We start from the raw sequence: 21,905 nt of genomic DNA, 5'->3' as shown, positions 1-21,905 counted from the left end.
GCTGGCATTCTTCATGCGATATAAAAATACGATTATCAGTCTTGGCTTTATCGCCGCCATGGGTTTTGCTGCCTGGACCGCGCTTTTATCCTATTACCGCCCACAAACAATCACGCCCACACAAAGCCGGCATATTCCTGATGCTTTTATGGAAGATGTGGTGGCTGTTATCATGGGCAAACAGGGCAAACCCAAAATGAAGATCGTCACGCCCAAGATGGTCCACTATTCTGAAAATGACACAACGCAATTATTGGCGCCGCAATTAACGCTTTACCGCAAATCGCCGCAACCCTGGTATATCACTTCCAAATACGCCAAATCAACACAGGGAATTGATACGGTGGATTTTTGGGAAGATGTTGTTATTCACCATTCCGCGGACACCGATAATCCTGCAACACTCATCAAAACGCCCACACTAACCGTGCATCCCAATGAACAGACCGCCGACACCAAAGATCACATTACCATGATACAACCGAACACCATCGTTAAAGCGGTGGGCATGCACGCAGATATGAATACTGGCAATATTAATCTATTATCGCAGGCAAGAGGGGAATATGTACCTACTTCTTAAATGGATAATGATGAAAGTTAATCGGCAGTGTAACAAAATTGCAATACGGTTTTGTCAACTCATACTTAAGTTTTGTCACCCCGTACTGAGGTTTTGTCATCCTGCAAGGCTTTGTCATCCTGTGCTTGGATTTTGTCATCCCGCACTTGTTGCGGAATCCGGTATCAAAAAAATCATAAATACATTATTTTTATACACCAGACCCCGCAACAAGTGCGGGATGACACCCACGAAATTTAACCAAGCCTTTCAAACAGGCTCCATCACAAAGTCATTGTCCGGCCTGATATTGCTGGCACTCTTAATCAACTCGCAGGCCATGGCGCTACCAGAAGATAAACTGGAAAAAGTTTACATTGTCTCCGAACGTTCTTCTTATAATTACAAAACCGGCATTAAGATATTTGAAGGCAATGTGAAAGTCGACCAGGGAACAACACATCTCACGGCAGACAAGCTCGTGACAAAAGACAATATCAAACACAAAATCCAGGAAGCTATCGCCTATGGTTTTACGAAACAGGCACATTACTGGACCATTCCCAAGGAAGGCGACGCTGTCATGCACGCTTATGCAAAGATCATTAAATATTATCCCACTACCGCTAATGTGGTATTGGAAAAGGATGCGGTTGTTACGCAGGGAGAAAATAGTTTTCAAGGCCAGGTTATTCTCTATAATATGAACGATCAAACAGTCACGGTGCCCGCCTCTAAAAACGCACGCGCTGTGCTTGTGTATAATCCAGATAATTAATTTATGTCACATATACTAAACGCTGAACATCTGAGAAAAAAATATAAATCACGTGACGTGGTGAAAGACGTTTCGCTGCGCATTCACCAAGGTGAAGTCGTCGGCTTGCTGGGACCAAATGGCGCCGGCAAAACCACGTCTTTCTACATGATTGTTGGCCTGATCCCTACGGACGGCGGCAGCATCATGCTGGGTGATAAAGACATCACAAAGCTGCCTGTGCATTTACGCGCGCAATTGGGCATCAGTTATCTGCCGCAGGAGGCTTCTATCTTCCGCAAATTAACGGTCGCGCAAAATATTATGGCTATTCTTGAATTGCGTTCTGATTTAACCAGATCAGAACGCAGGATGAAGCTCGATCAGTTACTGGAAGAGTTTCGCATTTCGCATATTCGTGACACCCTGGGCATGAGTTTATCCGGCGGTGAACGGCGACGCACGGAAATAGCAAGAGCGCTGGCAACAGAGCCCAAATTTATCCTGCTGGACGAGCCCTTTGCGGGAATTGATCCTATTTCCGTACTGGATGTCAAACGCATCATTAATCATTTGCGCAAACGCGGGATTGGCATTTTAATCACCGATCACAATGTGCGTGATACATTGACGATTTGTGAACGCGCCTATATCGTCAATCAGGGCAAAATCATTTGTGAAGGTAATCCCGAAGCCATCCTGACAAATAACGAAGTCCGCACCGTTTACCTGGGCGAAGATTTTGATTTATAGAAAGTCCCCATGGCAAGCCGCGGAGAGAATAAATTTCAAGTTAAAGAAAAGAGGAAAACAGCAATGCAATTACAATTCGTAGGCAAAAACATAGACATCACCCCTGCCCTCAAAGCGTTTGCCACTGAAAAATTACAACCGCTTCAAAAGCGCTTCGACTTTATCATGCAAATCAATTTGGTTCTGCATATCGAAAACATCACTCATATTGCAGAAGCAACCGCTCACATCAAAGGCGCCGAAATTCACGCACGGGCAGAAAATGAAGATATGTACAAGGCCATCGAAGCCATGATCGATAAATTATCAACTCAATTGACTAAACATAAAGAGAAAATCAGTGAGCAGCATTGATAAAATGATAAGACAACAAGTCACCATACAAAACAAGCTTGGCCTGCACACACGTGCAGCCGCCAAGCTGGTAGACATCGCCAAACAATTCCAAAGCCGCATTGAACTGGTTTACCGTGACCGTGTTGTGGATTGCAAAAGCATCATGGGCGTTATCACTTTGGGCGCACAAAAGGATAATGTGCTTGACGTGGTGATTACCGGTGAAGATGAAAAAGAAGCGCTGGAGGCGATTTTAAAATTGATTAACGATAAATTTGGTGAAGAATAAATCTAGGCTTATTATTGATATTAAATGATAATACAAACACAGCAATCGACTTCTCTCGCTGCCGCTTGCTGCCGCTCTCAATCACTACCAAGCCTTCATAAGCCACGCTCGAGCCAGCTTCGATCATTGCACTATTTTCATTGATCAGCTTCCTGCAATCATCATTTCTTCGATTAAAATAGAGCCCGTACGAATATTCCCACGCACATCCACATCATTACCGACTTCCACAATATGTGCATACATATCCTGCAAACGGCCTGCTACAGTAATCTCATGGACCGGATATTGAATCTCGCCGTTTTCCACCCAGAAACCGCTGGCCCCACGTGAGTAATCGCCTGTTACCAGATTAACGCCTTGCCCCATTAATTCCGTAATTAACAAGCCTGTACCCATTTTTTTCAATAAGGCAGGCAAGTCAAGACCGCCGGGCTGTATTGTCAAGTTATGTACCCCACCCGCATTTCCCGTGGTTTTCATGCCTAATTTGCGTGCTGCGTAAGTTCCCAGCGCATAAGTACGAAGGATACCGTTTTCGATAAATACATTAGGTCGAGTAATAACACCATCATCGTCAAAAGGCGCACTGCCTAATGCGCGTGGCAGATGTGGCTGTTCCTGGATAGAAATAAACGAAGGGAAAATCTGTTTGTCCAGCTGATCCAGCAGGAAAGATGATTTACGATAAATATTTCCGCCTTGTATGGCTGCCGTAAATGAACCTAGCAATCCTCGCGCTTCCTCCGCCAGAAAAACGATAGGCGCTTTGGTTGTACGCAAACGTCTTGCTCCCAGGCGATTGATGGTTCGCTCTGCAGCATGTCTTGCTACTTGCGATACGGATTCCAGCTGCGCGGGATCAACAGCGAGGGTGTAGCTAAAATCACGCTGCATCTCATCCCCTTCTTTTGCAACCAGCACACAGCTAATATCGTGGCGGCTCAGTGGAAAATAGCCAGTAAAACCCAAGCTGTTAGCGTACAGGTTAAATGCATCCACCGTCGCGACTGTTACTTCTTCTGCGCTCATAATACGTTTATCGTAAGCAACCGCTTCGCGTTCACATTGGCAGGCAAGCTCAATGGCCTGTTCAACGGTAAGAGACCACGGATGAGCAAGGTCCAGCTGGGGATATTGCAAGGCCAGCTCTTCTTTATCCGCAAGGCCAGCGGCCGGATCTTCATCGGTAAATTTGGCAATATGGCAAGCCGCTTCCACCGCTGCGCGCACAGCTTCACTGCGTATATCCGATAAACTGGACGAGCCGGAGCGCTTCCCGAAAAACACGGTAATTTCAATTGCTTTGTCCTGATTATACTCAACTGTCTCCACGTCGCCCTGACGCGCGTTGACAGAAAATCCTTTATTGGCCGTAATAGCCACTTCTGCTTCGTGAGCGCCAAGTCGCGCAGCTTGTTGAAGAATTTCCTGAGAAATGGATTGTAACTGATCCAGCGTTAATCCTGATCGTGCAACTTCTTTCATCGTATTTTCCATTTAAACAAAACTGATTCGGGTATTCCTAAAATCTGATGACCTTATGCTTTCGTCCCGCCCACTGTCAGCTCATCCACACGTAAGGTTGGCTGACCTACACCGACAGGCACGCTTTGCCCATCCTTTCCGCAAACGCCAACGCCCGTATCCAGTTTAAGGTCATTACCTACCATAGAAACCTTTGTTAGCGCATCCGGACCGTTTCCTATCAAGGTTGCGCCTTTAACCGGCGCACCCAGCTTGCCGTTTTCAATGAGATAAGCCTCACTCGCTGAAAACACAAATTTTCCGGAGGTAATATCCACCTGACCACCGCCAAAATTAACGGCATAGATACCTTTTTTGACGGAAGCAATAATTTCTTCCGGCGCTGACTTACCTGGCAGCATATAAGTGTTTGTCATGCGCGGCAGCGGTAGGTGCGCATAAGACTCGCGCCTGCCATTACCAGTTGACTTCACACCCATCAGACGCGCATTACGCTTATCCATCATATAATTGCGTAAGATACCGTTTTCAATGAGTACATTATTCTGGGTGGGTATGCCCTCATCATCTACATTGAGCGAGCCGCGGCGATGTTCCAGTGTGCCGTTATCCACGATAGTGCATAAATCACTCGCTACTTTTTTCCCCATACTGCCGCTGTAAGCTGAAATACCTTTACGGTTAAAGTCACCTTCTAAGCCATGGCCCACTGCTTCATGCAGCAGCACACCCGGCCAACCCGGGCCAAGCACGACCGTCATAGGACCCGCTGGTGCATCGACAGCTTCCAGATTAACCAGCGCCTGACGCAATGCTTCATCCGCATATTGAAAAGCCAAATCGCCTTCAAGAAAATGCTGATAATTAAAACGCCCGCCACCGCCCGCATAACCTGATTCACGTCGGCCTTCTTGCTCAACTACCAGACTGATGTTCAGACGGACCAGCGGTCTCACATCCGCAGCCAGATGACCGTCGCTTGCCATCACTAGAATGGTTTCATATTCACCTGCAAGACTCACGCTCACTCGAACGATGCGGGGATCTTTCTGGCGTATGTAACGATCAACTCGCTGCAGCAGATTCACTTTTTCATTTTCAGAAAGCGAATGAAGGGGATTGACAGGCTGATAAAGCTGATGGCCGGGTAATTTATGAAATGCCTGAACTGCCTGCTCGCCGCCTTGCTTGACGATACTACGCGCCGCGGATGCCGCCTGCAAAAGGGCAGGCATCACGATATCATCAGCATAGGCAAACCCTGTTTTTTCACCGCTCATGGCGCGCACGCCTACGCCTCGATCAATGTCGAAGCTGCCGCCTTTAATAATGCCGTCTTCCAGCATCCAGGATTCCGAATAAGTTGATTGAAAATAAAGGTCTGCGTAATCCACATTACGCCCTGCCAGCTGATGGATAACATTTTGCAATTCCCTGTCAGTCAGCCCGGCAGGATCCAACAAATCATGGCGAACTATCTTGAGCACATCGGTCATAATAAAAAAACCTGTTTAAAGTAATTTAGCAACAGAATGTCTGAGCCTGAATAATGCTTTCAATTATGCCGGATAGCAGAAGAATGGCAATAAAGATTTTAGATAAAAACTCCGCCACAAGCGGCAGATCGTGGCGTGATAATAAAGTCCATTGTCAATCTTGTTTTAAACGGGCTAATCGAATACGATAAATCAGTTTAAGGACAATCATATAAAGGATAAAGCAATGAAAATGTCATATCCGATCATGGCCGTAATTGCTGTTGCTTTTCTCGGTGGCTGTGCGACAAAGGGACAGACAACGGATCCCACCCAGGTCGCATCCAATTTTATCAACCGGCAACATGTTGTCGCCACAACAAAGGACACTTATCCTGCAAAAAACGCAAAGAACGTGGCGCTTTTTTCAGAACATAAAACACCGCACGCCCCTTATCGTGTCATTGGTGTTGCGACCGTATCCAAATACAATATCTTGGGCATGAAGCGCGAAGATGAAACCATCCATACAATGATGAAAAACCTTGCTGCCTCCATCGGTGGCGATGGCATTATCGATGTAAGCAGTAACCACGAATCAATGAAAGCCAATATCATTGCGTTTCAAAAGATTTTAATCTAGCACCGGATTTAACTGTCACCTCGCGGCTTGTCCGGTGTTGTTGTAGATTTAGCTCCAGCTATCGTTGTCCCACGCGAAGGCGTGGGATCCTGCCAGTATTCAACAAGCCTTTTGTGCATAACAGTTTCTTTCCGCCGCTACGCGGCGTCTGGATTCCACACCTTCGCTTGAGACGACGAAATATTTTTATCCAACAACGCCGGCTTATCTGCCGGAAATAACGCAGTTAACTTAGCCTCTGATCACTTAATTCTTCTGAACTCAATATAGGCAATGACGGCGTTTCATTTCGCAAAAATATTTCATGCTGCGCGTATGCAGGTTTAATCCCTTGCCGCCTGAATTCATCCCAGACCGCCATGTGCACAACAGACATGACCCCCACCCTGGATTTGATCTGGCGAATATTAACGTAGTAGCGCACTTCAAAATCCATGACTGTATCGCGCATCTCCTTCAGAAACACTTCCGGCGCGGGATCTTTGAGAATATCCTTTTGTCCAGCCAGCACATTTTGGATGATGATTTGCACTTCATGCGGATTATCATGACGATGGATCTTGATATGCAGAATGGAACGCACGATATTGTCTCTGGCCGTTAAATTGGTAAAGGATTTATTAAATATTTCAGTATTGGGCACCATCAATTCCATATGGTCCCATGTCCTGATGGTCACCGCACGGCTGCCAATATGAATGACATCTCCTTCGGTTCCATTGATATTGACAATGTCACCCACACGCAGAGGGCGTTCCAGCAAGATCAGAAATCCACAGGCAAAATTGTTGGCAAGATCCCGGAGTCCCAGGCCGATACCGAAGGCAAACATACCCGCAACCACAGCAAGCGCTTGCATGTCGATGCCCAATACCCGTAAGCAGATAAAAATACCCAGAACCACCACGCTGTATTGGCTTAGGATTGCGATGCTGTTTCGTATACCCATGTCTTTAGTACGGGATAACAACAAGCGATAAATAAACTCACGCGTCCATTTTGCCGTCCAGTAGAATACGGAAATCACCACAAAAAGCGCAATAATGCGTATAGGCGTAATCGTGGTATTGAGTACGTGCGCCAACTGATAATGCAGCAAGCCTGTGAGGCGTTCGACGATAGGTGATTGCTTGTCCCACCCGTACAATAAAAACAACACAGCCCATGCTATTAAAAACAAAGTAATACGCAAAACTTTATCGATAGGTTTCAGAAAAGCCTCTGTCCATAACCATCCATTATTCACATATTGAATCATCAGCTGAGAAAGCTGCTCCATGCCGTCTGATAATAAGCCGCGCAATATCAGGTAACCGATCAGCACAATCAAAAACACGCCTTCATACCAGGAAATAGTCATGACCAAATTCATATAACCTACTAGGCCGATCAGGGAGTTGCCAAACATCAGTAGCGGAATCAGAATACCTATCAGCCGTATACTGTTTTGGAAATAAGGATGACGCCCTTCCATATGTGAAAGAATAAGGCTGGGGACGACATCCCAGGAACGCAGCAGCAGCAAAGAAACAACCATCAGGAAAAGCAGAAACAATCGGTCACATAATGTTTTCAATTCATAAATCAAAGGCAACTGGTGCACAAAAACAGTCAGAGCAATGATGGTACCGCCAATCAGGCTTATCCACTTCAGACGGCGATACAATTTAACATCATGCCCTGCTGTGTGGTGCGTCGTTTCCACCAGACACAAACGGGAAAGAGTCAGTATCGCCTTAAAAATAAACCAGACCAACGCTAAGTAAACAATAAAGATATAATTCTGCAACGGTATTTTAAAGAAAGACAAAATACCCAGCATGTTACCAACGAGTGCAAGGTCAATAAAATTGCGGTAAAGCCACTGCAAACTCAGCCATTTGGAATTAATCTGATCACGCCATTGCGATGGGCGTTCAAGCAGTCTGCCCAGTAATTTATAAACAAAGAAAAGAGAAAATAAGAACATGCATTCTATAAGCGCAAACAGGGTCCAGGCCAACATGCTGGTTGAATGAAAAGCCTTAACCAGGTTGGAAGAAAGACTCTTTCCTACCTGAAAGGCGAGCGCCGGCACCAACAGCATTTCCTTGCCAAGATCCATCAGCGTCTTCAATCCGAAACTGGGGAAACCTTGGCGGGAAGATAATTCGTTCTGTAACGCTTGGTCGAGCGTCTTACGAAAAGCAGCCAGATTCTCATTCAGCTTACTGAGTGCAGCGCTTGCCGTCTTATATTGGCCATCCAGCGTCGCCAGCCTTTTGAGATAAATCTGCATGGATTGGCTGCTTCTTCGCTTAGGATACAGATAGCTGATATGCTTTTGCAGAACACTCATTCTTGATTTTAAAACAGTATCAAGCCGGTTGATTTGCTTATTAAGCAATTGCACCTGATTGCTAGTTTCAGTCAGGAGACTGATCGAATTGCTCTTTAGCACGCCCAATTTCATTTGCTGAATTTGGTCTTTATAGCGCGCAATTAACGACTGCACATAAGCAAAATTCGCACTTTCGTTCGCGTAAAAAATATCCCGCTCAAGCCCGGAATAAGTGTCACGGGATTTGGTAGGATCCACCTTCGCCAATCGGTCATACAGCACATTCAGCTGCTGCAACCAGCGATTTTGCTGCTCCTGGAAAGCAAGTTCGTCTTTGACTTGCTGCTGCTTTACATGCAGCATTTTACGAGATTTCAACAGAGTGTTAAGCCAATTGTAATTTTCTTTTTTTAGCTGTAAGAGGTTACTTGCCGTGGACTGCATATCCTGCAGATACTTCACGCGTACTTTTTCCAGTTGCAGAAGTTTTTGCTGATAATTAAGGTCAGATCGTAATTCCTGGCTGTTGGAGAAATCATTCGCAGCAACTTTAAGGCCAAAGATATTTAACACATTCAGCTGATTTTCAATCTCCTGAATATTTTTTTCCAGCCAGTTAATGGTTTGCTGAGTATCTGCCAGCTCAATTGTAATACTGTCCAGATTGGACTTCGAAACCGAAATATCCAGTGACGCCTTATCCAGCAGGTTTTTACTGGCTTTTTCAATGATCAATTGTGAAATTTGCTTATCATGCTGTTGCTGCAGATCTGCAAACTCATGTTCCTGCTGCGCCAGACGTTCTTTTAGCAAATTGATTTGTTGCGTGACGAGTTGAATACGATCAATCGTTTCATCCGAATCAGAGTTTTCAGCAAAGGCTCCGCAAGAAAAAACGCAAACAAGCAGTACCAGTGAGAAAACCACCCACACTTTTTTAATCGGCTGCAGCATGCGCATAAGACACCTTTTCTTTTAATAGCAGCAAAAAAATAATACCGGGGAAGCATAAAACAAATGACCAGAAATAAAACTGGACCCACCCTACTCCCTCAACAATCAGCGCGGCAGCAGGTCCCAGCAGGACTCTGCCCAGCGAATCAATAGCGGACAATAAGGCAAATTGGCTCGCTGAATAACGGTGATTGCAAAGCGACATCAGAAACGCCAAAAATGCAGCTGTGCTTAATCCGGTGCAAAAATTTTCAACGAAAATGGAAACCGTCATTAACCAAAATTGTTTGCCTGCCATGGCAAGTGCAACAAACGTGAGATTGGAAAAGGCTTGTGCCAGGCCAAAAACAAGCAATGCGCGATAAACCTGCCACCTTATTAAAAGCGCGCCGCCCACCAAAGCGCCCAGCACCGTTGCGATGAAGCTGACGACCTTATAAGCAAGACCAATTTCCGTCTTGGAAAAACCCAGTCCGTGTAACAAAAAATTGGACATTAATGACATGGCAAGCGCCGTACCAAATTTGTAAAAAATCACAAACAAGACCAGCAACAGAATACGGTCTCGCTGCATCAGGTCAAGTATGCCCGCGAGGATGCTTCGGAACAGACTCGAAGCAGCAGGAGCATATTCAACTGCATGCGGCGCTTTATAGGCAGGAATCATGCAAAGCAGCAACAGAACGGCCATTAAATTATAGGTGACTTGCCACCCGAAATAATCCGCACAAACCAGTGCAAAACCACCCGAGAGGAGTGCCGCAACACGATAAGCAAAAACAAAATACGCCGAGCCCAGACCGCGTTCTTCCGGTGCGAGTATATCGGTCCTGTAAGCATCCACCGCCACATCCTGTGAAGCCGAAAAAAATGCCACCAGCAGCGCAATGATACACATGCTGGTCGTCTGCGACACAGGGTCCATTCGCGCCAGGGAAAATAGTGTAATGGCAAGTCCTAACTGGGTCAGTAATATCCAGCCCTGACGCTTTCCCAGGCGGTTAAACCCGTAGTAATCCATCAGCGGCGCCCAGAGAAATTTCAACGTATAAGGAATACCAAGCAGAGAAAGTGAACCAATGATAATAAGGCTGACATTTGCATCAGTAAACCAGGTCTGCAGTGTGGAACTGGTTAGCGCAAACGGCAAGCCTGAAGAAAATCCAAGTGCCAGCATAGCAATGAGACGGGAGTTAATAAATATGTTTGTTTTTGTTGGCGGCATGGCAAAAAATCCCGGTGAGGGCCAAAACTGGTTGAAATTTTATCATTGGCAGGCTGTTTTTGATAGTAAATTTTGCCGCGAGACTGGCTGATTGGTGATGATGGTACAATGGATAAAATGCTTGTTAAAACAGAGTGAAAGTACTTTAATAGGCGCCACACACAAGATCTGAATCTGAGGATTCATACAATGACAATTAGCGTTTTCAATCTTTTTTCCATCGGCATAGGCCCTTCAAGCTCTCATACGGTTGGCCCAATGAAGGCAGCAAAAGCATTCGTCGATAAACTGGAAGATCAAAGCCGCCTTCGACAGGTTAAACAAATCAAGGTTGAACTATTTGGCTCGCTCGCTTTTACAGGCAAAGGCCACGGAACCGATAATGCTATCCTGTCAGGTTTGGAAGGCAAGTCACCCGATACCGTTATCCCCGACTCTCTGCTGCCACGCGCCCAGGAAATCATTGAAACCAGGCTGATTTGTCTATTAGGCTCTCACGCCGTTCCTTTTGACTATCAAACCGACTTTATTTTTAATATAAATGACCTCCTGCCTGCACATACCAACGGCATGCGTTTTACGGCCCATGCCCAGGATGAAACAGTTATTTACTCCGCCATTTATTACTCGATAGGCGGAGGATTTATTTTAGACGAAGACCAGGCTGCGCACCCCCAACCCATCGATACGACAGATATCCCTTATTCTTTCACTTCTGCCAAAACACTATTGGCCCAGTGTGAAAAACACCAACTCAGTATTCATGAACTGATGATGGCGAATGAATCGACCCTGCGCCCGGCCTCAGAAGTCAGCGCACAACTGTTGCAGATTGCAAATGTGATGCGCGAATGCATCGACAAGGGATGTAGCACGCCGGGCATTTTACCCGGTGGTTTAAACATTAAACGTCGCGCTCCCCTGCTTTATCAAAAGCTACTGACAAAAGGGAAACCGCGCGGATATGATCATACAGACAGCATGGAATGGCTGAATTTATATGCAATCGCCGTCAATGAAGAAAACGCAGGTGGCGGACGCGTGGTCACTGCCCCGACAAATGGTGCTGCCGGTATCATTCCTGCCGTGCTGCATTATTACCTGAACTTCTATCCCCAGGCCAAAACAGAAGACATCATTGCTTTCCTGTTAACAGCGGGCGCGATCGCCGTGCTCTACAAAAAAGGCGCGTCGATTTCAGGCGCTGAAGTAGGCTGTCAAGGAGAAGTCGGCGTCGCCTGCTCAATGGCCGCTGGCGCTTTAACAGCCGTGCTAGGCGGCAGCCTCTATCAGATTGAAAACGCAGCAGAAATCGCCATGGAGCATCATCTGGGCCTCACCTGCGATCCTATTAACGGATTGGTGCAAATCCCCTGCATAGAGCGCAATGCCATGGGCGCTGTTAAAGCCGTCAATGCCGCAAGGCTCGCCCTGCTGGGTGACGGCCAGCACTATGTTTCACTGGATAAGGTCATCGCCACCATGAAACAGACTGGCAAGGACATGATGGCTATTTATAAGGAAACATCGCTGGGCGGTCTCGCCGCCAATTTGCCTGAGTGTTAATCTGGCTTTAATAAATCACCCCGTGTATTTGTTTAAAATACCACCACCATAATTTATAAATAAATCGCGGGGAGTGTATGAATTTTATCGATTTTCCTATCGAATTACAGCTTTATATTTTTTCCTTTTTGGATATTAAAAGCTTATTAATGGTTGCGGCCGTATGCAAGAAGACCAAGCAAATATCGCTTGCTCCCGCGTTGTGGAAACCTTTTGAGGCAGCTTCACGCGAAGACTATATTAGAATTTATCGTAAAGTTAAAATCGGGCTGCAAGAAATGGAATCCCTCCAAAAAGCCGCCGCTGATCTCGTTTGCGATAAGATAAACGATGGTTTGGTCATTCAAATCCACCTCATTGGAGATCCTGCACTTTCCCTTGATATTTATAGGAGACCGGCAACAAACCTACCCTCGGGAACATTATTCCATCCCAATCGACTGGGTGCGAGTATTGAAAAAACGTTGCAACTGAGCAAATGCAAGTTACGCATTAACAATTCAGGGTCTGCAAAAATCAGTGGGCTTGCCCTTCACAATATGAATAAAGCTGATATCACCATTATTTGCGCGTCGGGTCTAGAAAAATGTAATGAATATCTCACGATGATAAAAGAAAAATTCCCACGCACTTGCTTTCTCTTTGCCATCAAAGAAAAGGATTTTGATAGCCTGAAGCTGAGTGCACTCAATAAGATCGCAATCAAAGCGGATGATAGTTTATCCACCTTTTTCGAACGCGTCATACAACGAATTCAAGCAATCGCTCCAGCAAACCAACACAAACCATTATAAAATCGCGAGGAGTTTATGCGCTTAAACGATTTACCAGAAGAGTTACAGTTGTATATTTTTTCCTTTTTGGACATCCAAAGTCTGCTGATGATTGCGCAAGTGTCTAAGACGTCAAAAAGGATATCTGAGACATCAACCTTGTGGAAACCATTTGAAGCAGCTTCACGCGAAGCCTATATTAAAAAACTGGGTTATGATCCCGAACGTGAAAAAAGACTGCAGCAAATAAATTCATCTCAAGATTATGCTGCCACTCTTTTCTGTCAACGGAAAAATCAGCCAGGCAAGCATATCAAAATTTACCTGCTTGGCAATGAAAAAGCATTCTCCACTGCGCTTTATAATTCAGGCAGAGAACATCACCCTGGCCCAACCATGTTTGGCGTAAATATAGAAAAATGGTTGAATGTTAATGGCTACGCATTACGTCTTACCAACGCCGCCACTCCGGCAAAATTAAGACCGAATGTCCAAGCCAGCATGGGTCGCCTGGCTGATATTGCGATTATTTTTGCATCCACCCAGAATGAATACTGCCGGTTTTTGTCGATGATAGAACAATGCAGCCGTTCTGATCTTTTCTACCTTTTTGCTGTGAAAAAAGAAGAATCCGCCAAAAACCTGCATCTTCATCCTCTTTATACGGTTCCAGTCGAAGAGGGAGATTCGCTGGAAGCATTTTGCAAGCGGGTCATGAATACAGTGGAAGAAATCGCAGCGCAGGAAACCAAGCTGCTCAATTCAAACAGTTTCTGCCGGATTATTTAAAAAGTAAACGGCCGCCTGAAGCGGCCGTGCTTTCATTTCGTTTTATTGTCTTTATGCTCTGCAATGCGCTGTTTACGCATTTTACGAAGCTGCCATAAGGTAATCACGGGACCTGAAACAAGATAAATCATGAAGACAGTAAACAAGACTTCAGGCGGCTCCAATGCAACAGCGGCAATAATGAACACCATGATCACTACCGTAAAAAATGGCACACGACCTTTGAAATCAACATGCTTGAAACTGGAATAGCGAACCTGGCTTACCATCAACGCAGCAACAAAGATAGTGAGCGCCGCAACGGGGAAAGCAATTGCTGTACCGTCAATTTCGTAACCGCTGACCATCCAGACGAGACTCGCTAGAACACCTGCAGCGGAAGGACTGGGCAAGCCCTGAAAATAGCGTTTATCGCTAACTTGGGTATTGAAGCGTGCCAACCGAAGCGCGGTAGCTGCGGTATAGATAAAAGCTGCCAGCCAGCCGAGTTTACCCAAATAAAATAATGACCAGCTAAAACAGACCAAGGAAGGCGCGAGCCCAAATGCCACCATATCAGACAAGCTGTCATATTGCGCACCAAATGCGGTTTGAGTGTTAGTTAAACGAGCCACCCGGCCATCCAGACCATCTGCGATCATGGCTACAAAGATAGCAATAGCCGCGGTCTCAAAATGTCCTTTCATGGCCGCTACGATGGAATAAAATCCTGCAAACAGGGCGGCCGTCGTTAATAAGTTCGGCAATAGATAAATACCACGTGTTATGTTTTCAGATTGCTCAGGTCCGGATAGTTCCTGTTTATCTTTCATTCGGTTCTCCTAGCGTTTTGTTTCGAAAGCCTTAATACAAGCTTCCAGTTCCGGGTCCAGGGGGGCTACTACTGTAATACGTTGTTTTAATGAAGGCAAAATAAAATCAACGGATCGGGCATGCAAGAACATGCGTTTTAACCCGCGCTTTCGCGTCAGTTTGTTAAACTCCGCCTCCCCATAGCGATCATCGCCAGCAATAGGGTGTCCCTGATGTGCTGCATGTACGCGTATTTGGTGGGTACGCCCTGTAAATAATTTTACCTCCATCAGTGTAGCATCCTCAAAAGTCTGTAAAGGCTGAAAAAGCGTCAGTGCCGATTTACCTTCATGGTGCACCTCCACAACGTGTTTACCGCCATCCCGATAATCCTTCTGTAGAGGTAGATCGACTCGCAGTTCATTTTTTTTCCACTGCCCTCTGGTCAAGGCCCAATAAAGCTTAGTCACCTGACCTTCCCGCAATAAGGCGTGGACTTCCCGCAAAATACGTTTACGCTTGGCCAGGATCAAACAGCCCGATGTTTCCGAGTCGAGGCGATGAGCGAGCTCCAGATTGACCAGCTTGGGATACATATGGCGCAACGCTTCAACTACGCCCACCCTGACAGTACTGCCCGCGTGCACAGACATCCCTGAGGGCTTATTAATAATTAGTAAATTATCGTCTTCATAGAGTATTCGACCGGACAAGAGATCTTCCGTACGCTGGCTGGGAGGAGCTTCTTTAGCCTTCTCTGCCAAAAAAACAGGTGGCAATCTTACGCTATCTCCTGCGATCAAACGATAAAATGGCGATATTCGTTTCTTATTTACACGAACTTCGCCTTTTCTTACTATCCGATATACATGCGATTTCGGCACTCCCTTAAGACGGCTAATTAAAAAATTATCGATACGCTGACCTTCCTCCTCGCCTGACACTATGATGTACTTGACGCTAGATTTTTTCTTATCTGATTGATTTGACTGACTCATGCCTCGCCGCCTTGGTTTTTAATTGATATAAAATTAGGAAATTGATAATATTCATCTAGCCTATATAGGTATTCTGACGCCGACTGATATTCTACAGTCATATATACTAAAGTTGACAACGTTTTGAGAACGTTAAAGTTGAATTTAAGCGTGCTTTGAAGCACTGATGGCGAGAATAAGAGTTTTTTATAGAGTTTACGCATTAGAGAGCGATGAATTCTTTGGGATTGACTGAAATATTGAAGCTAAAACAGATAAAAGGCTGGCTAGGTTATCCAAAAACCTGATATCGATGCATGAATGACAGCGATAAGATAAGCTCTTTATATTGTGAACAGTACCTTATCCGTTCTACTCTAGAAGAAACGACTGATTCTCATCCATGACAAGAAGCACATAATTATACTAAGTGGATGATTTATAAATGAATAGAATGTTAATTAATGCAACTCATAAAGAAGAAGAGTTGCGAATCGCGCTTGCAAGTGGCCAGTATCTGTATGATCTGATTATTGAATCCACCTCCCGAGAACAGAAACAATCCAATATTTACAAGGGTAAAGTGACACGCATCGAGCCCAGCCTCGAGGCAGCTTTTGTAGACTACGGAGAGGAACGCCATGGCTTCCTGCCCCTCAAAGAAGTGGCCAGGGCCTGTTTCAAGAAAAGCTTTGTCGACAGCGGCAGACGCCCTTCCATTACAGAAGTGTTGGAAGAAGGCCAGGAGCTCGTTGTCCAGGTCGAAAAAGAAGAGCGCGGCAACAAAGGCGCTGCGCTCACCACCTTCATTACCCTCCCAGGCTGCTACCTCGTTCTCATGCCCAATAACCCACGCGCAGGCGGCGTTTCCCGCCGCATCGAAGGGGATGAGCGAGATGAACTGCACGGTATCCTGAGCTCGCTGCAAGTGCCGGAAGGCATGGGTCTTATCATCCGCACTGCGGGGGGCGGTAGGTCGCTAGAAGAATTACAGTGGGATTTGGAAATCCTGTTTCGCCTCTGGGACGTGGTACAGAAAGCTGCCCAAGACCGCCCCGCGCCTTTCCTTATTTATCAGGAAGGGAATGCCGTTATCCGGGCCCTGCGGGACTACTTGCGCAAAGATATTGATGAAATCCTTATTGACCATCCTGATGTCTATGAAGACGTGGTCAATCACCTTAAACTGATCCGCCCCGACTTCGTCAACCGCGTGAAGCTTTATAAGGATCCCACACCGCTCTTTACCCGGTTCCAGATCGAAAGCCAGATTGAATCAGCTTTCCAGCGTGATGTGCGTCTGCCTTCTGGCGGCTCTATTATCATTGACCATACTGAAGCGCTGGTTTCGATTGATATCAACTCGGCAAAATCGACCAAGGGTGGAGATATTGAAGAAACAGCTCTCATGACTAATCTGGAAGCTGCCAACGAAATCGCCCGGCAATTACGCTTGCGCGATATTGGCGGACTCATTGTTATCGACTTTATTGACATGACGCCTATTCGCAATCAACGCGAAGTAGAAGACCGGTTACGTAAGGCGCTAATCATGGACCGTGCACGCGTCCAAGTGGGCAGGATATCCCGCTTCGGCTTGCTCGAAATGTCACGCCAGCGGCTTCGGCCATCGCTGGGTGAATCCAGCCGTGTTACCTGCCCGCGCTGCCTGGGTCAGGGAACCATACGCGGTATCGAGTCATTAGGCTTATCTGTGATACGCATTATCGAAGAGGAAGCACTCAAGGAAAATACGGCGCAGGTCCGCACTATTCTGCCTACTGAGATTGCTGCCTATCTTTTGAATGAAAAGCGCCAGGCGATTATCGATATTGAAAAGCGCCAGGGTGTATCCATCATCGTTGTACCCAGCAACCATCTGTTAACGCCTCAATATGAGGTGGAACGGATTCGGCTTTCTGACATCACTGAGAAAGATGAAAAACTGGCAAGCTACAAGCTTGCCATCAAGCCAGAAATTTCCAGCCAGATCACAGCCCCGGTACAAAAAACCCATCAGGAACCGGCTATCAAAAGCATGCCGATGGAAGAAATGCCAGCACCCTCTGGCCACTTCCCGCCTTCTGCCGCAGCTTCCAAAGAAAAGGGCGAGCCCGGTTTATTGAAAAAACTGTTCACCTACCTCTTTGAGAAAAAAGAGGAAGAACCTGAAGCGCCGGTTCAAGAAGATCGATTCAAGAAACACGGCAGACCCATGCGTCCAACTGGGAAACGCAAAGGCGGACGTCACCATCATCGAGGAGGACGCAGAGACCATCGTGACCGTGGAAGACAAGGTGGCGGTGGCTACAGAAATTATGAGCAGCGCGGTGAAACCAGACACAAAGACCGGGAAACTCATGAACACAAGGATCAACGGGAAACCAAAGATCATCAGGATTTCCGCGACACCCGTGATCAGGGCAGCCGGGAAACACGTGAATTCTCCCGCACGCCGGATACAAGACCAGACAGCAGCACTAACCTGCCACAGGTTATCGAACCGCAGCAGCATTTACCGGAAGAACAGCGTGCCAAAACGCCAAAAAATGATATCCCTACTGAATCTTCCAATATCAGACCTTTTGAACCTGTAGCAAAAGAAGGTTCAACCCAGCCGGGCGAAAGAGCTGAAAGAAGACCAAGACCACGTTTCAAACCGCATCGCCATAAGCATCATCATAAGGGTCACGCGGCGAAACATGATCAAGGAGAATCACCTCGACATAACCTCGAAGGCGAAGACATTTATAAAACGGGTGGCAGTGGCGGCCGTACGGAAGGAGAGGATTAATCCATTTTACTAGCAGAGGTTCTGGGCTGATAAAAACCCAGAACCTCTGTTAATCTAAGAAACTGCACTTGTCATTGCGAGCGTAGCAAAGCAATTCAGACCTCCTTATGGACACACTTCACAATGCTGTCATCCTGAGCGAAGCGAAGGATCTCCTTTTGTACATCGGAAGATCCTTCGCTTCGCTCAGGATGACAACATTCTGGATTGCTTCGCTACGCTCGCAATGACAGGTGCAATGAACACTCTCACTATTCTTCATCACTGCCCAGTCGACGGGCTCGGGATTCAAGCATCACGGGAATATCATGGATAATGGGAAAAGCAAGGCGGTCAAAGCGGCAAACAAGTTCCTGGCCAGGCTGGTCATACAACAATTCCCCTTTACATACGGGGCATGCTAGTATTTCGAGTAATGTTTTATCCATGGCAATTCATCAATTAAATTAACAAAGCTATCATACACGCATCATGGCTGGAAAAAAATAATGACGCGACATCTTAATCTTGACGTTGTTCATCCTTCCTGGAAAGAATGCCTGCAAAGAGGCCTAGCAAAAATTGATCCTGATTATCTGAAAAAATTGGATCACTCTGCTGACTGGCTTCCGGGTCATGAAAAAATTTTTAACGCGTTCTCTCTGCCGCTTGATAAAGTCAATCATGTATTATTTGGCGAATCCCCTTATCCTCGACGTGAATCGGCAAATGGTTATGCCTTCTGGGATGCAAGTGTGAAGGAGTTATGGTCGCCGACTGGATTAAGCAAGAAAGTCAATCGGGCCACTTCATTAAGAAATATTTTAAAAATGCTGCTCATCGCGGAAGGGTCACTTGATAAACGTAATCCGGCTCAGGAAAAAATAGCACAGATCAATAAAGATGCTTTCGTGCAGACGAATGAAGAGTTATTCAATAATTTTCTCCGCCATGGTTTTTTATTATTAAATGCGACACCCGTACTACAATCAGGGTCACCTCAAAAAGATGCGCGCGCCTGGCATCCGTTCGTCAAAGAGCTCTTGGCCTGTCTGCTGGAAAAGCGACCGCAAGCCACGTTTATTCTATTTGGCCGCATTGCTAATACCATTGATGCGTTAATCCCCGATAATCATATAAACAAATTGTATGCAGAGCACCCTTATAACTATTCCTTTATTGCTAACCCTAAAGTATTGGCTTTTTTCAAGCCGCTGCAATTGCTGAGAAAAAATGTCACCTCCGCATAGGCAGGAGTGCTTGGCAGATAAATGAAAAGCCTGAACATTTGCTATACTTTGTTAAAAAAGATAAAGTTATATACATAAACCGTAAGGGGATAATTTATGCGCATACTTCTGGTCGAGGACGATGAACTGCTGGGCGAAGGGACGCGTAAGGGGTTGATTCAAGACGGTTATACCGTTGACTGGGTAAAAGATGGCGCCCTTGCAGACCAGGCTTTAAAAACAGAAAAATTTGATCTGGTCGTTCTTGATTTAGGCTTGCCCAAAATGCCGGGCATTACGGTTTTGCAAAATTTACGCGATCGCGGCGATACTACCCCTGTGCTGATCCTGACTGCACGAGAATCCGTCGAAGACCGAGTTAAGGGACTGGACACCGGCGCAGACGATTACCTAACCAAGCCCTTTAATCTGGACGAGCTGCTTGCTCGCCTGCGTTCCTTACAAAGACGCTTTGCGTCCCGTGCCGCACCCCTTCTGGTACACAACGAAATTATTCTGGATCCCGCTTCCCATACTGTCTCGTATAAGGGCGAGCCGGTTAACCTGTCACGCAGAGAGTTTGCCTTGCTGCATGTCTTGCTTGAAAATGCAGGCCGGGTATTATCTCGCGAGCATCTGACCCAATCCCTCTACGGCTGGGGTGAAGAAGTGGATAGCAACGCGCTTGAAGTACATGTCCATAATCTTCGCAAACGTTTTGGTCAAGACTTTATTCGAACCGTGCGCGGCATCGGTTACACTATAGAAAAAAGCAAAGATCAAAAATGATCCGATCGATCAGATACTTCTTATTAATCAGTCTACTGCTGAGCATCACTGTTGCCTCAGCGATTAATGGGATTGGTAACTATCTGCTCGATGAACAAGTCATTCAACCCTATCTTGACGCGCAACTTATCAGGGCTTCTGACCTGATCGGCATACTCAACCGCTCCACGACATCAACTGAAAAAATTAAAAATGAAATTATTGCTTATCTGCTTCGCACCCAGTCCATTACCGGACAGAAATTCCTTTTTCAAGTCTGGGACAAAGACGGGAAGCGGCTCATGCACTCGCCCAACTATCCTGAAATATCCCTCAAAGACGCCCCCATTGGCTTTAGTGACCGCGAAATACAGGGCAACGACTGGCGTATATACGGGACCTATGACAAAAACCAGGGCGTGAAAATCGTGGTAGCGGAACTCTATAATCTGCGCCGTGAGCTTGCTGATGATATTGCCCGAAGCAACGCCAATATCCTGCTTATCACTTATCCAGTGTTTGGTATCCTGGTCTGGTTCATTATCAGTGTTGCACTCCGCTCTATCACCCGAGTGACGACTGAAATCTCGAATCGTGCCTCCACCTTCCTTGAGCCTGTTCAGTTAACGGAGATTCCTAACGAAATCAAACCGCTGGTCGCCGAATTAAATCAGCTATTCATCCGGCTTAAGCTCGCTTTTGAACGTAATAAACGTTTTGCTGCTGATGCGGCCCACGAATTGCGCACGCCGCTCGCTGCGCTCAAAACCCATGTACAGGTTGCCCTCAAGGCAGACAACGACGCAGACCGCACAAAAGCCTTAAAAAAAGTCATTGAAAGCGTGGATCGTAGTTCACACGTGGTGGCCCAGCTACTCACACTAAGCCGCCTGGGTGAAGAAGAAGCTTTGACAGATATCAAGCCCGTGGACCTTCACAAGCTAGCCATCGAAATTATTGCTTTTCTGGCCCCCCACGCGCTGGAAAAAAATATTGAGCTTGAACTTGCGCCTGCGCCCAGGGAGGGCATCATCCTCGGAAATGACACCGCTCTAGGTATTCTCATACGCAATATTGTAGACAATGCTATTCGCTATACCCCGTCGGGCGGCGAAATTAAGGTTGCCATCATTGACACAGGCACAAAGGTTATTTTCCGCGTGACCGACACAGGGTCAGGCATACCGCCAGAACTGAGGGAACGTGTATTTGAGCGCTTTTATCGGGTTTTAGGCACTAAAGCCTCGGGAAGCGGTCTTGGGCTTGCCATTGTGAGCCAAATCACCTCGCTGCACCATGCGGAAATTAACCTTGCAACGCCTCCAAATGGGATAGGACTGCAATTCGATGTAGCATTTCCTAAATATCATGCTTAAAATTAGCATGCCATGCAGATCCATGAATCTTTGGCTGTACCGCCAGGCTTTGGTAGTGTG

The 21,905-nt window shown here is 46.3% G+C and carries 20 protein-coding genes; 13 read left to right on the top strand and 7 right to left on the bottom strand.

The features are described 5' to 3' along the window. Positions 1 to 13 precede the first annotated feature (13 nt). The 5 genes from lptC to AQUSIP_RS04650 all read left to right on the top strand — a co-directional run bounded on the left by lptC (position 14) and on the right by AQUSIP_RS04650 (position 2,697). Positions 14 to 583 (top strand): LPS export ABC transporter periplasmic protein LptC, encoded by a 570-nt coding sequence (gene lptC / locus AQUSIP_RS04670; protein WP_114833297.1) that lies wholly within the window; start codon positions 14 to 16, stop codon positions 581 to 583. 220 nt (positions 584 to 803) lie between these two features. After that, a complete protein-coding gene (lptA, locus tag AQUSIP_RS04665) occupies positions 804 to 1,340 on the top strand; it encodes a lipopolysaccharide transport periplasmic protein LptA (RefSeq protein WP_170131713.1) in 537 nt (178 codons plus the stop codon). A gap of 3 nt (positions 1,341 to 1,343) precedes the next feature. Beyond that, positions 1,344 to 2,072 (top strand): LPS export ABC transporter ATP-binding protein, encoded by a 729-nt coding sequence (lptB, locus tag AQUSIP_RS04660; RefSeq protein ID WP_114833295.1) that lies wholly within the window; start codon positions 1,344 to 1,346, stop codon positions 2,070 to 2,072. Positions 2,073 to 2,135: 63 nt separating this feature from the next. Continuing rightward, complete coding sequence (gene hpf, locus AQUSIP_RS04655) at positions 2,136 to 2,426, top strand: ribosome hibernation-promoting factor, HPF/YfiA family (protein ID WP_114833294.1); 291 nt, start codon at positions 2,136 to 2,138, stop codon at positions 2,424 to 2,426. 4 nt (positions 2,427 to 2,430) lie between these two features. Next, on the top strand, positions 2,431 to 2,697 hold the full coding sequence (locus AQUSIP_RS04650; protein WP_114833380.1) for an HPr family phosphocarrier protein: 267 nt from the start codon (positions 2,431 to 2,433) through the stop codon (positions 2,695 to 2,697). A gap of 144 nt (positions 2,698 to 2,841) precedes the next feature. Here the strand turns inward: AQUSIP_RS04650 and pmbA are convergent, their stop codons facing one another. Together pmbA and tldD are read right to left on the bottom strand one after the other, a co-directional pair. Next, on the bottom strand, positions 2,842 to 4,185 hold the full coding sequence (pmbA, locus tag AQUSIP_RS04645) for a metalloprotease PmbA (protein ID WP_232058635.1): 1,344 nt from the start codon (positions 4,183 to 4,185) through the stop codon (positions 2,842 to 2,844). Positions 4,186 to 4,238: 53 nt separating this feature from the next. Further along, complete coding sequence (tldD, locus tag AQUSIP_RS04640) at positions 4,239 to 5,681, bottom strand: metalloprotease TldD (protein WP_114833292.1); 1,443 nt, start codon at positions 5,679 to 5,681, stop codon at positions 4,239 to 4,241. Positions 5,682 to 5,907: 226 nt separating this feature from the next. Here tldD and AQUSIP_RS04635 point away from each other — a divergent pair, with 226 nt between their 5' ends. After that, the gene (locus AQUSIP_RS04635; protein WP_114833291.1) at positions 5,908 to 6,303 is read left to right on the top strand and encodes a YajG family lipoprotein; all 396 of its coding nucleotides are present in this window, start codon (positions 5,908 to 5,910) and stop codon (positions 6,301 to 6,303) included. Between the two features lie 226 nt (positions 6,304 to 6,529). Here AQUSIP_RS04635 and AQUSIP_RS04630 read toward each other — a convergent pair whose 3' ends face one another. Together AQUSIP_RS04630 and AQUSIP_RS04625 are read right to left on the bottom strand one after the other, a co-directional pair. Next, complete coding sequence (locus AQUSIP_RS04630; RefSeq protein WP_170131712.1) at positions 6,530 to 9,577, bottom strand: mechanosensitive ion channel domain-containing protein; 3,048 nt, start codon at positions 9,575 to 9,577, stop codon at positions 6,530 to 6,532. Next, positions 9,561 to 10,802, bottom strand: a complete 1,242-nt coding sequence (locus AQUSIP_RS04625; protein ID WP_114833289.1) for an AmpG family muropeptide MFS transporter — start codon at positions 10,800 to 10,802, stop codon at positions 9,561 to 9,563. The genes AQUSIP_RS04630 and AQUSIP_RS04625 overlap by 17 nt, the downstream gene beginning before the upstream one ends. A 189-nt stretch (positions 10,803 to 10,991) precedes the next feature. On the opposite strand from AQUSIP_RS04625, the gene AQUSIP_RS04620 reads away from it, so the two are divergent. From AQUSIP_RS04620 to AQUSIP_RS04610, 3 genes are all read left to right on the top strand, one after another. Further along, a complete protein-coding gene (locus AQUSIP_RS04620) occupies positions 10,992 to 12,368 on the top strand; it encodes an L-serine ammonia-lyase (protein WP_114833288.1) in 1,377 nt (458 codons plus the stop codon). Between the two features lie 77 nt (positions 12,369 to 12,445). After that, positions 12,446 to 13,162 carry an F-box protein gene (locus AQUSIP_RS04615; protein ID WP_114833287.1) on the top strand — a complete coding sequence of 239 codons (717 nt, stop codon included), beginning with the start codon at positions 12,446 to 12,448 and terminating at the stop codon, positions 13,160 to 13,162. A gap of 15 nt (positions 13,163 to 13,177) precedes the next feature. Continuing rightward, positions 13,178 to 13,930, top strand: a complete 753-nt coding sequence (locus AQUSIP_RS04610) for an F-box-like domain-containing protein (protein ID WP_114833286.1) — start codon at positions 13,178 to 13,180, stop codon at positions 13,928 to 13,930. A gap of 32 nt (positions 13,931 to 13,962) precedes the next feature. Here the strand turns inward: AQUSIP_RS04610 and pssA are convergent, their stop codons facing one another. Together pssA and AQUSIP_RS04600 are read right to left on the bottom strand one after the other, a co-directional pair. Next, positions 13,963 to 14,742 carry a CDP-diacylglycerol--serine O-phosphatidyltransferase gene (pssA, locus tag AQUSIP_RS04605; protein ID WP_114833285.1) on the bottom strand — a complete coding sequence of 260 codons (780 nt, stop codon included), beginning with the start codon at positions 14,740 to 14,742 and terminating at the stop codon, positions 13,963 to 13,965. A 9-nt stretch (positions 14,743 to 14,751) separates the two neighbouring features. Further along, positions 14,752 to 15,720 carry an RluA family pseudouridine synthase gene (locus AQUSIP_RS04600; RefSeq protein ID WP_114833284.1) on the bottom strand — a complete coding sequence of 323 codons (969 nt, stop codon included), beginning with the start codon at positions 15,718 to 15,720 and terminating at the stop codon, positions 14,752 to 14,754. Positions 15,721 to 16,144: 424 nt separating this feature from the next. Here AQUSIP_RS04600 and AQUSIP_RS04595 point away from each other — a divergent pair, with 424 nt between their 5' ends. After that, positions 16,145 to 18,493, top strand: coding sequence for an Rne/Rng family ribonuclease (locus AQUSIP_RS04595; RefSeq protein ID WP_114833283.1), 2,349 nt, complete (start codon positions 16,145 to 16,147; stop codon positions 18,491 to 18,493). A gap of 251 nt (positions 18,494 to 18,744) precedes the next feature. Here AQUSIP_RS04595 and AQUSIP_RS04590 read toward each other — a convergent pair whose 3' ends face one another. Further along, positions 18,745 to 18,921, bottom strand: coding sequence for a Trm112 family protein (locus tag AQUSIP_RS04590; protein WP_197737828.1), 177 nt, complete (start codon positions 18,919 to 18,921; stop codon positions 18,745 to 18,747). Between the two features lie 60 nt (positions 18,922 to 18,981). Here AQUSIP_RS04590 and AQUSIP_RS04585 point away from each other — a divergent pair, with 60 nt between their 5' ends. From AQUSIP_RS04585 to AQUSIP_RS04575, 3 genes are all read left to right on the top strand, one after another. Further along, a complete protein-coding gene (locus tag AQUSIP_RS04585) occupies positions 18,982 to 19,722 on the top strand; it encodes a uracil-DNA glycosylase family protein (protein ID WP_114833281.1) in 741 nt (246 codons plus the stop codon). 96 nt (positions 19,723 to 19,818) lie between these two features. Continuing rightward, positions 19,819 to 20,490 carry a response regulator gene (locus AQUSIP_RS04580; protein ID WP_114833280.1) on the top strand — a complete coding sequence of 224 codons (672 nt, stop codon included), beginning with the start codon at positions 19,819 to 19,821 and terminating at the stop codon, positions 20,488 to 20,490. Then, positions 20,487 to 21,845 (top strand): ATP-binding protein, encoded by a 1,359-nt coding sequence (locus AQUSIP_RS04575; protein WP_114833279.1) that lies wholly within the window; start codon positions 20,487 to 20,489, stop codon positions 21,843 to 21,845. The genes AQUSIP_RS04580 and AQUSIP_RS04575 overlap by 4 nt, the downstream gene beginning before the upstream one ends. The last annotated feature ends 60 nt before the right edge of the window (positions 21,846 to 21,905 follow it).

The sequence above is a fragment of the Aquicella lusitana genome, assembly GCF_902459475.1.
GTDB lineage: Bacteria > Pseudomonadota > Gammaproteobacteria > DSM-16500 > DSM-16500 > Aquicella > Aquicella lusitana.
The sequence above is the reverse complement of the archived record's forward strand: the minus strand, read 5'-3'. Positions and strand labels throughout refer to the sequence as shown.

What these genes read in the sequence shown, in the direction of transcription:
- AQUSIP_RS04630 (WP_170131712.1), bottom strand. Translation starts at nt 9,577, where the DNA reads ATGCTGCAGCCGATTAAAAAAGTGTGGGTGGTTTTCTCACTGGTACTG.
- AQUSIP_RS04595 (WP_114833283.1), top strand. Translation starts at nt 16,145, where the DNA reads ATGAATAGAATGTTAATTAATGCAACTCATAAAGAAGAAGAGTTGCGA.
- AQUSIP_RS04625 (WP_114833289.1), bottom strand. Translation starts at nt 10,802, where the DNA reads ATGCCGCCAACAAAAACAAACATATTTATTAACTCCCGTCTCATTGCT.
- AQUSIP_RS04610 (WP_114833286.1), top strand. Translation starts at nt 13,178, where the DNA reads ATGCGCTTAAACGATTTACCAGAAGAGTTACAGTTGTATATTTTTTCC.
- lptB (WP_114833295.1), top strand. Translation starts at nt 1,344, where the DNA reads ATGTCACATATACTAAACGCTGAACATCTGAGAAAAAAATATAAATCA.
- AQUSIP_RS04635 (WP_114833291.1), top strand. Translation starts at nt 5,908, where the DNA reads ATGAAAATGTCATATCCGATCATGGCCGTAATTGCTGTTGCTTTTCTC.
- tldD (WP_114833292.1), bottom strand. Translation starts at nt 5,681, where the DNA reads ATGACCGATGTGCTCAAGATAGTTCGCCATGATTTGTTGGATCCTGCC.
- AQUSIP_RS04575 (WP_114833279.1), top strand. Translation starts at nt 20,487, where the DNA reads ATGATCCGATCGATCAGATACTTCTTATTAATCAGTCTACTGCTGAGC.
- AQUSIP_RS04615 (WP_114833287.1), top strand. Translation starts at nt 12,446, where the DNA reads ATGAATTTTATCGATTTTCCTATCGAATTACAGCTTTATATTTTTTCC.
- AQUSIP_RS04620 (WP_114833288.1), top strand. Translation starts at nt 10,992, where the DNA reads ATGACAATTAGCGTTTTCAATCTTTTTTCCATCGGCATAGGCCCTTCA.
- AQUSIP_RS04650 (WP_114833380.1), top strand. Translation starts at nt 2,431, where the DNA reads ATGATAAGACAACAAGTCACCATACAAAACAAGCTTGGCCTGCACACA.
- lptA (WP_170131713.1), top strand. Translation starts at nt 804, where the DNA reads ATGACACCCACGAAATTTAACCAAGCCTTTCAAACAGGCTCCATCACA.
- pssA (WP_114833285.1), bottom strand. Translation starts at nt 14,742, where the DNA reads ATGAAAGATAAACAGGAACTATCCGGACCTGAGCAATCTGAAAACATA.
- lptC (WP_114833297.1), top strand. Translation starts at nt 14, where the DNA reads ATGCGATATAAAAATACGATTATCAGTCTTGGCTTTATCGCCGCCATG.
- AQUSIP_RS04590 (WP_197737828.1), bottom strand. Translation starts at nt 18,921, where the DNA reads ATGGATAAAACATTACTCGAAATACTAGCATGCCCCGTATGTAAAGGG.
- AQUSIP_RS04585 (WP_114833281.1), top strand. Translation starts at nt 18,982, where the DNA reads ATGACGCGACATCTTAATCTTGACGTTGTTCATCCTTCCTGGAAAGAA.
- hpf (WP_114833294.1), top strand. Translation starts at nt 2,136, where the DNA reads ATGCAATTACAATTCGTAGGCAAAAACATAGACATCACCCCTGCCCTC.
- AQUSIP_RS04600 (WP_114833284.1), bottom strand. Translation starts at nt 15,720, where the DNA reads ATGAGTCAGTCAAATCAATCAGATAAGAAAAAATCTAGCGTCAAGTAC.
- pmbA (WP_232058635.1), bottom strand. Translation starts at nt 4,185, where the DNA reads ATGAAAGAAGTTGCACGATCAGGATTAACGCTGGATCAGTTACAATCC.
- AQUSIP_RS04580 (WP_114833280.1), top strand. Translation starts at nt 19,819, where the DNA reads ATGCGCATACTTCTGGTCGAGGACGATGAACTGCTGGGCGAAGGGACG.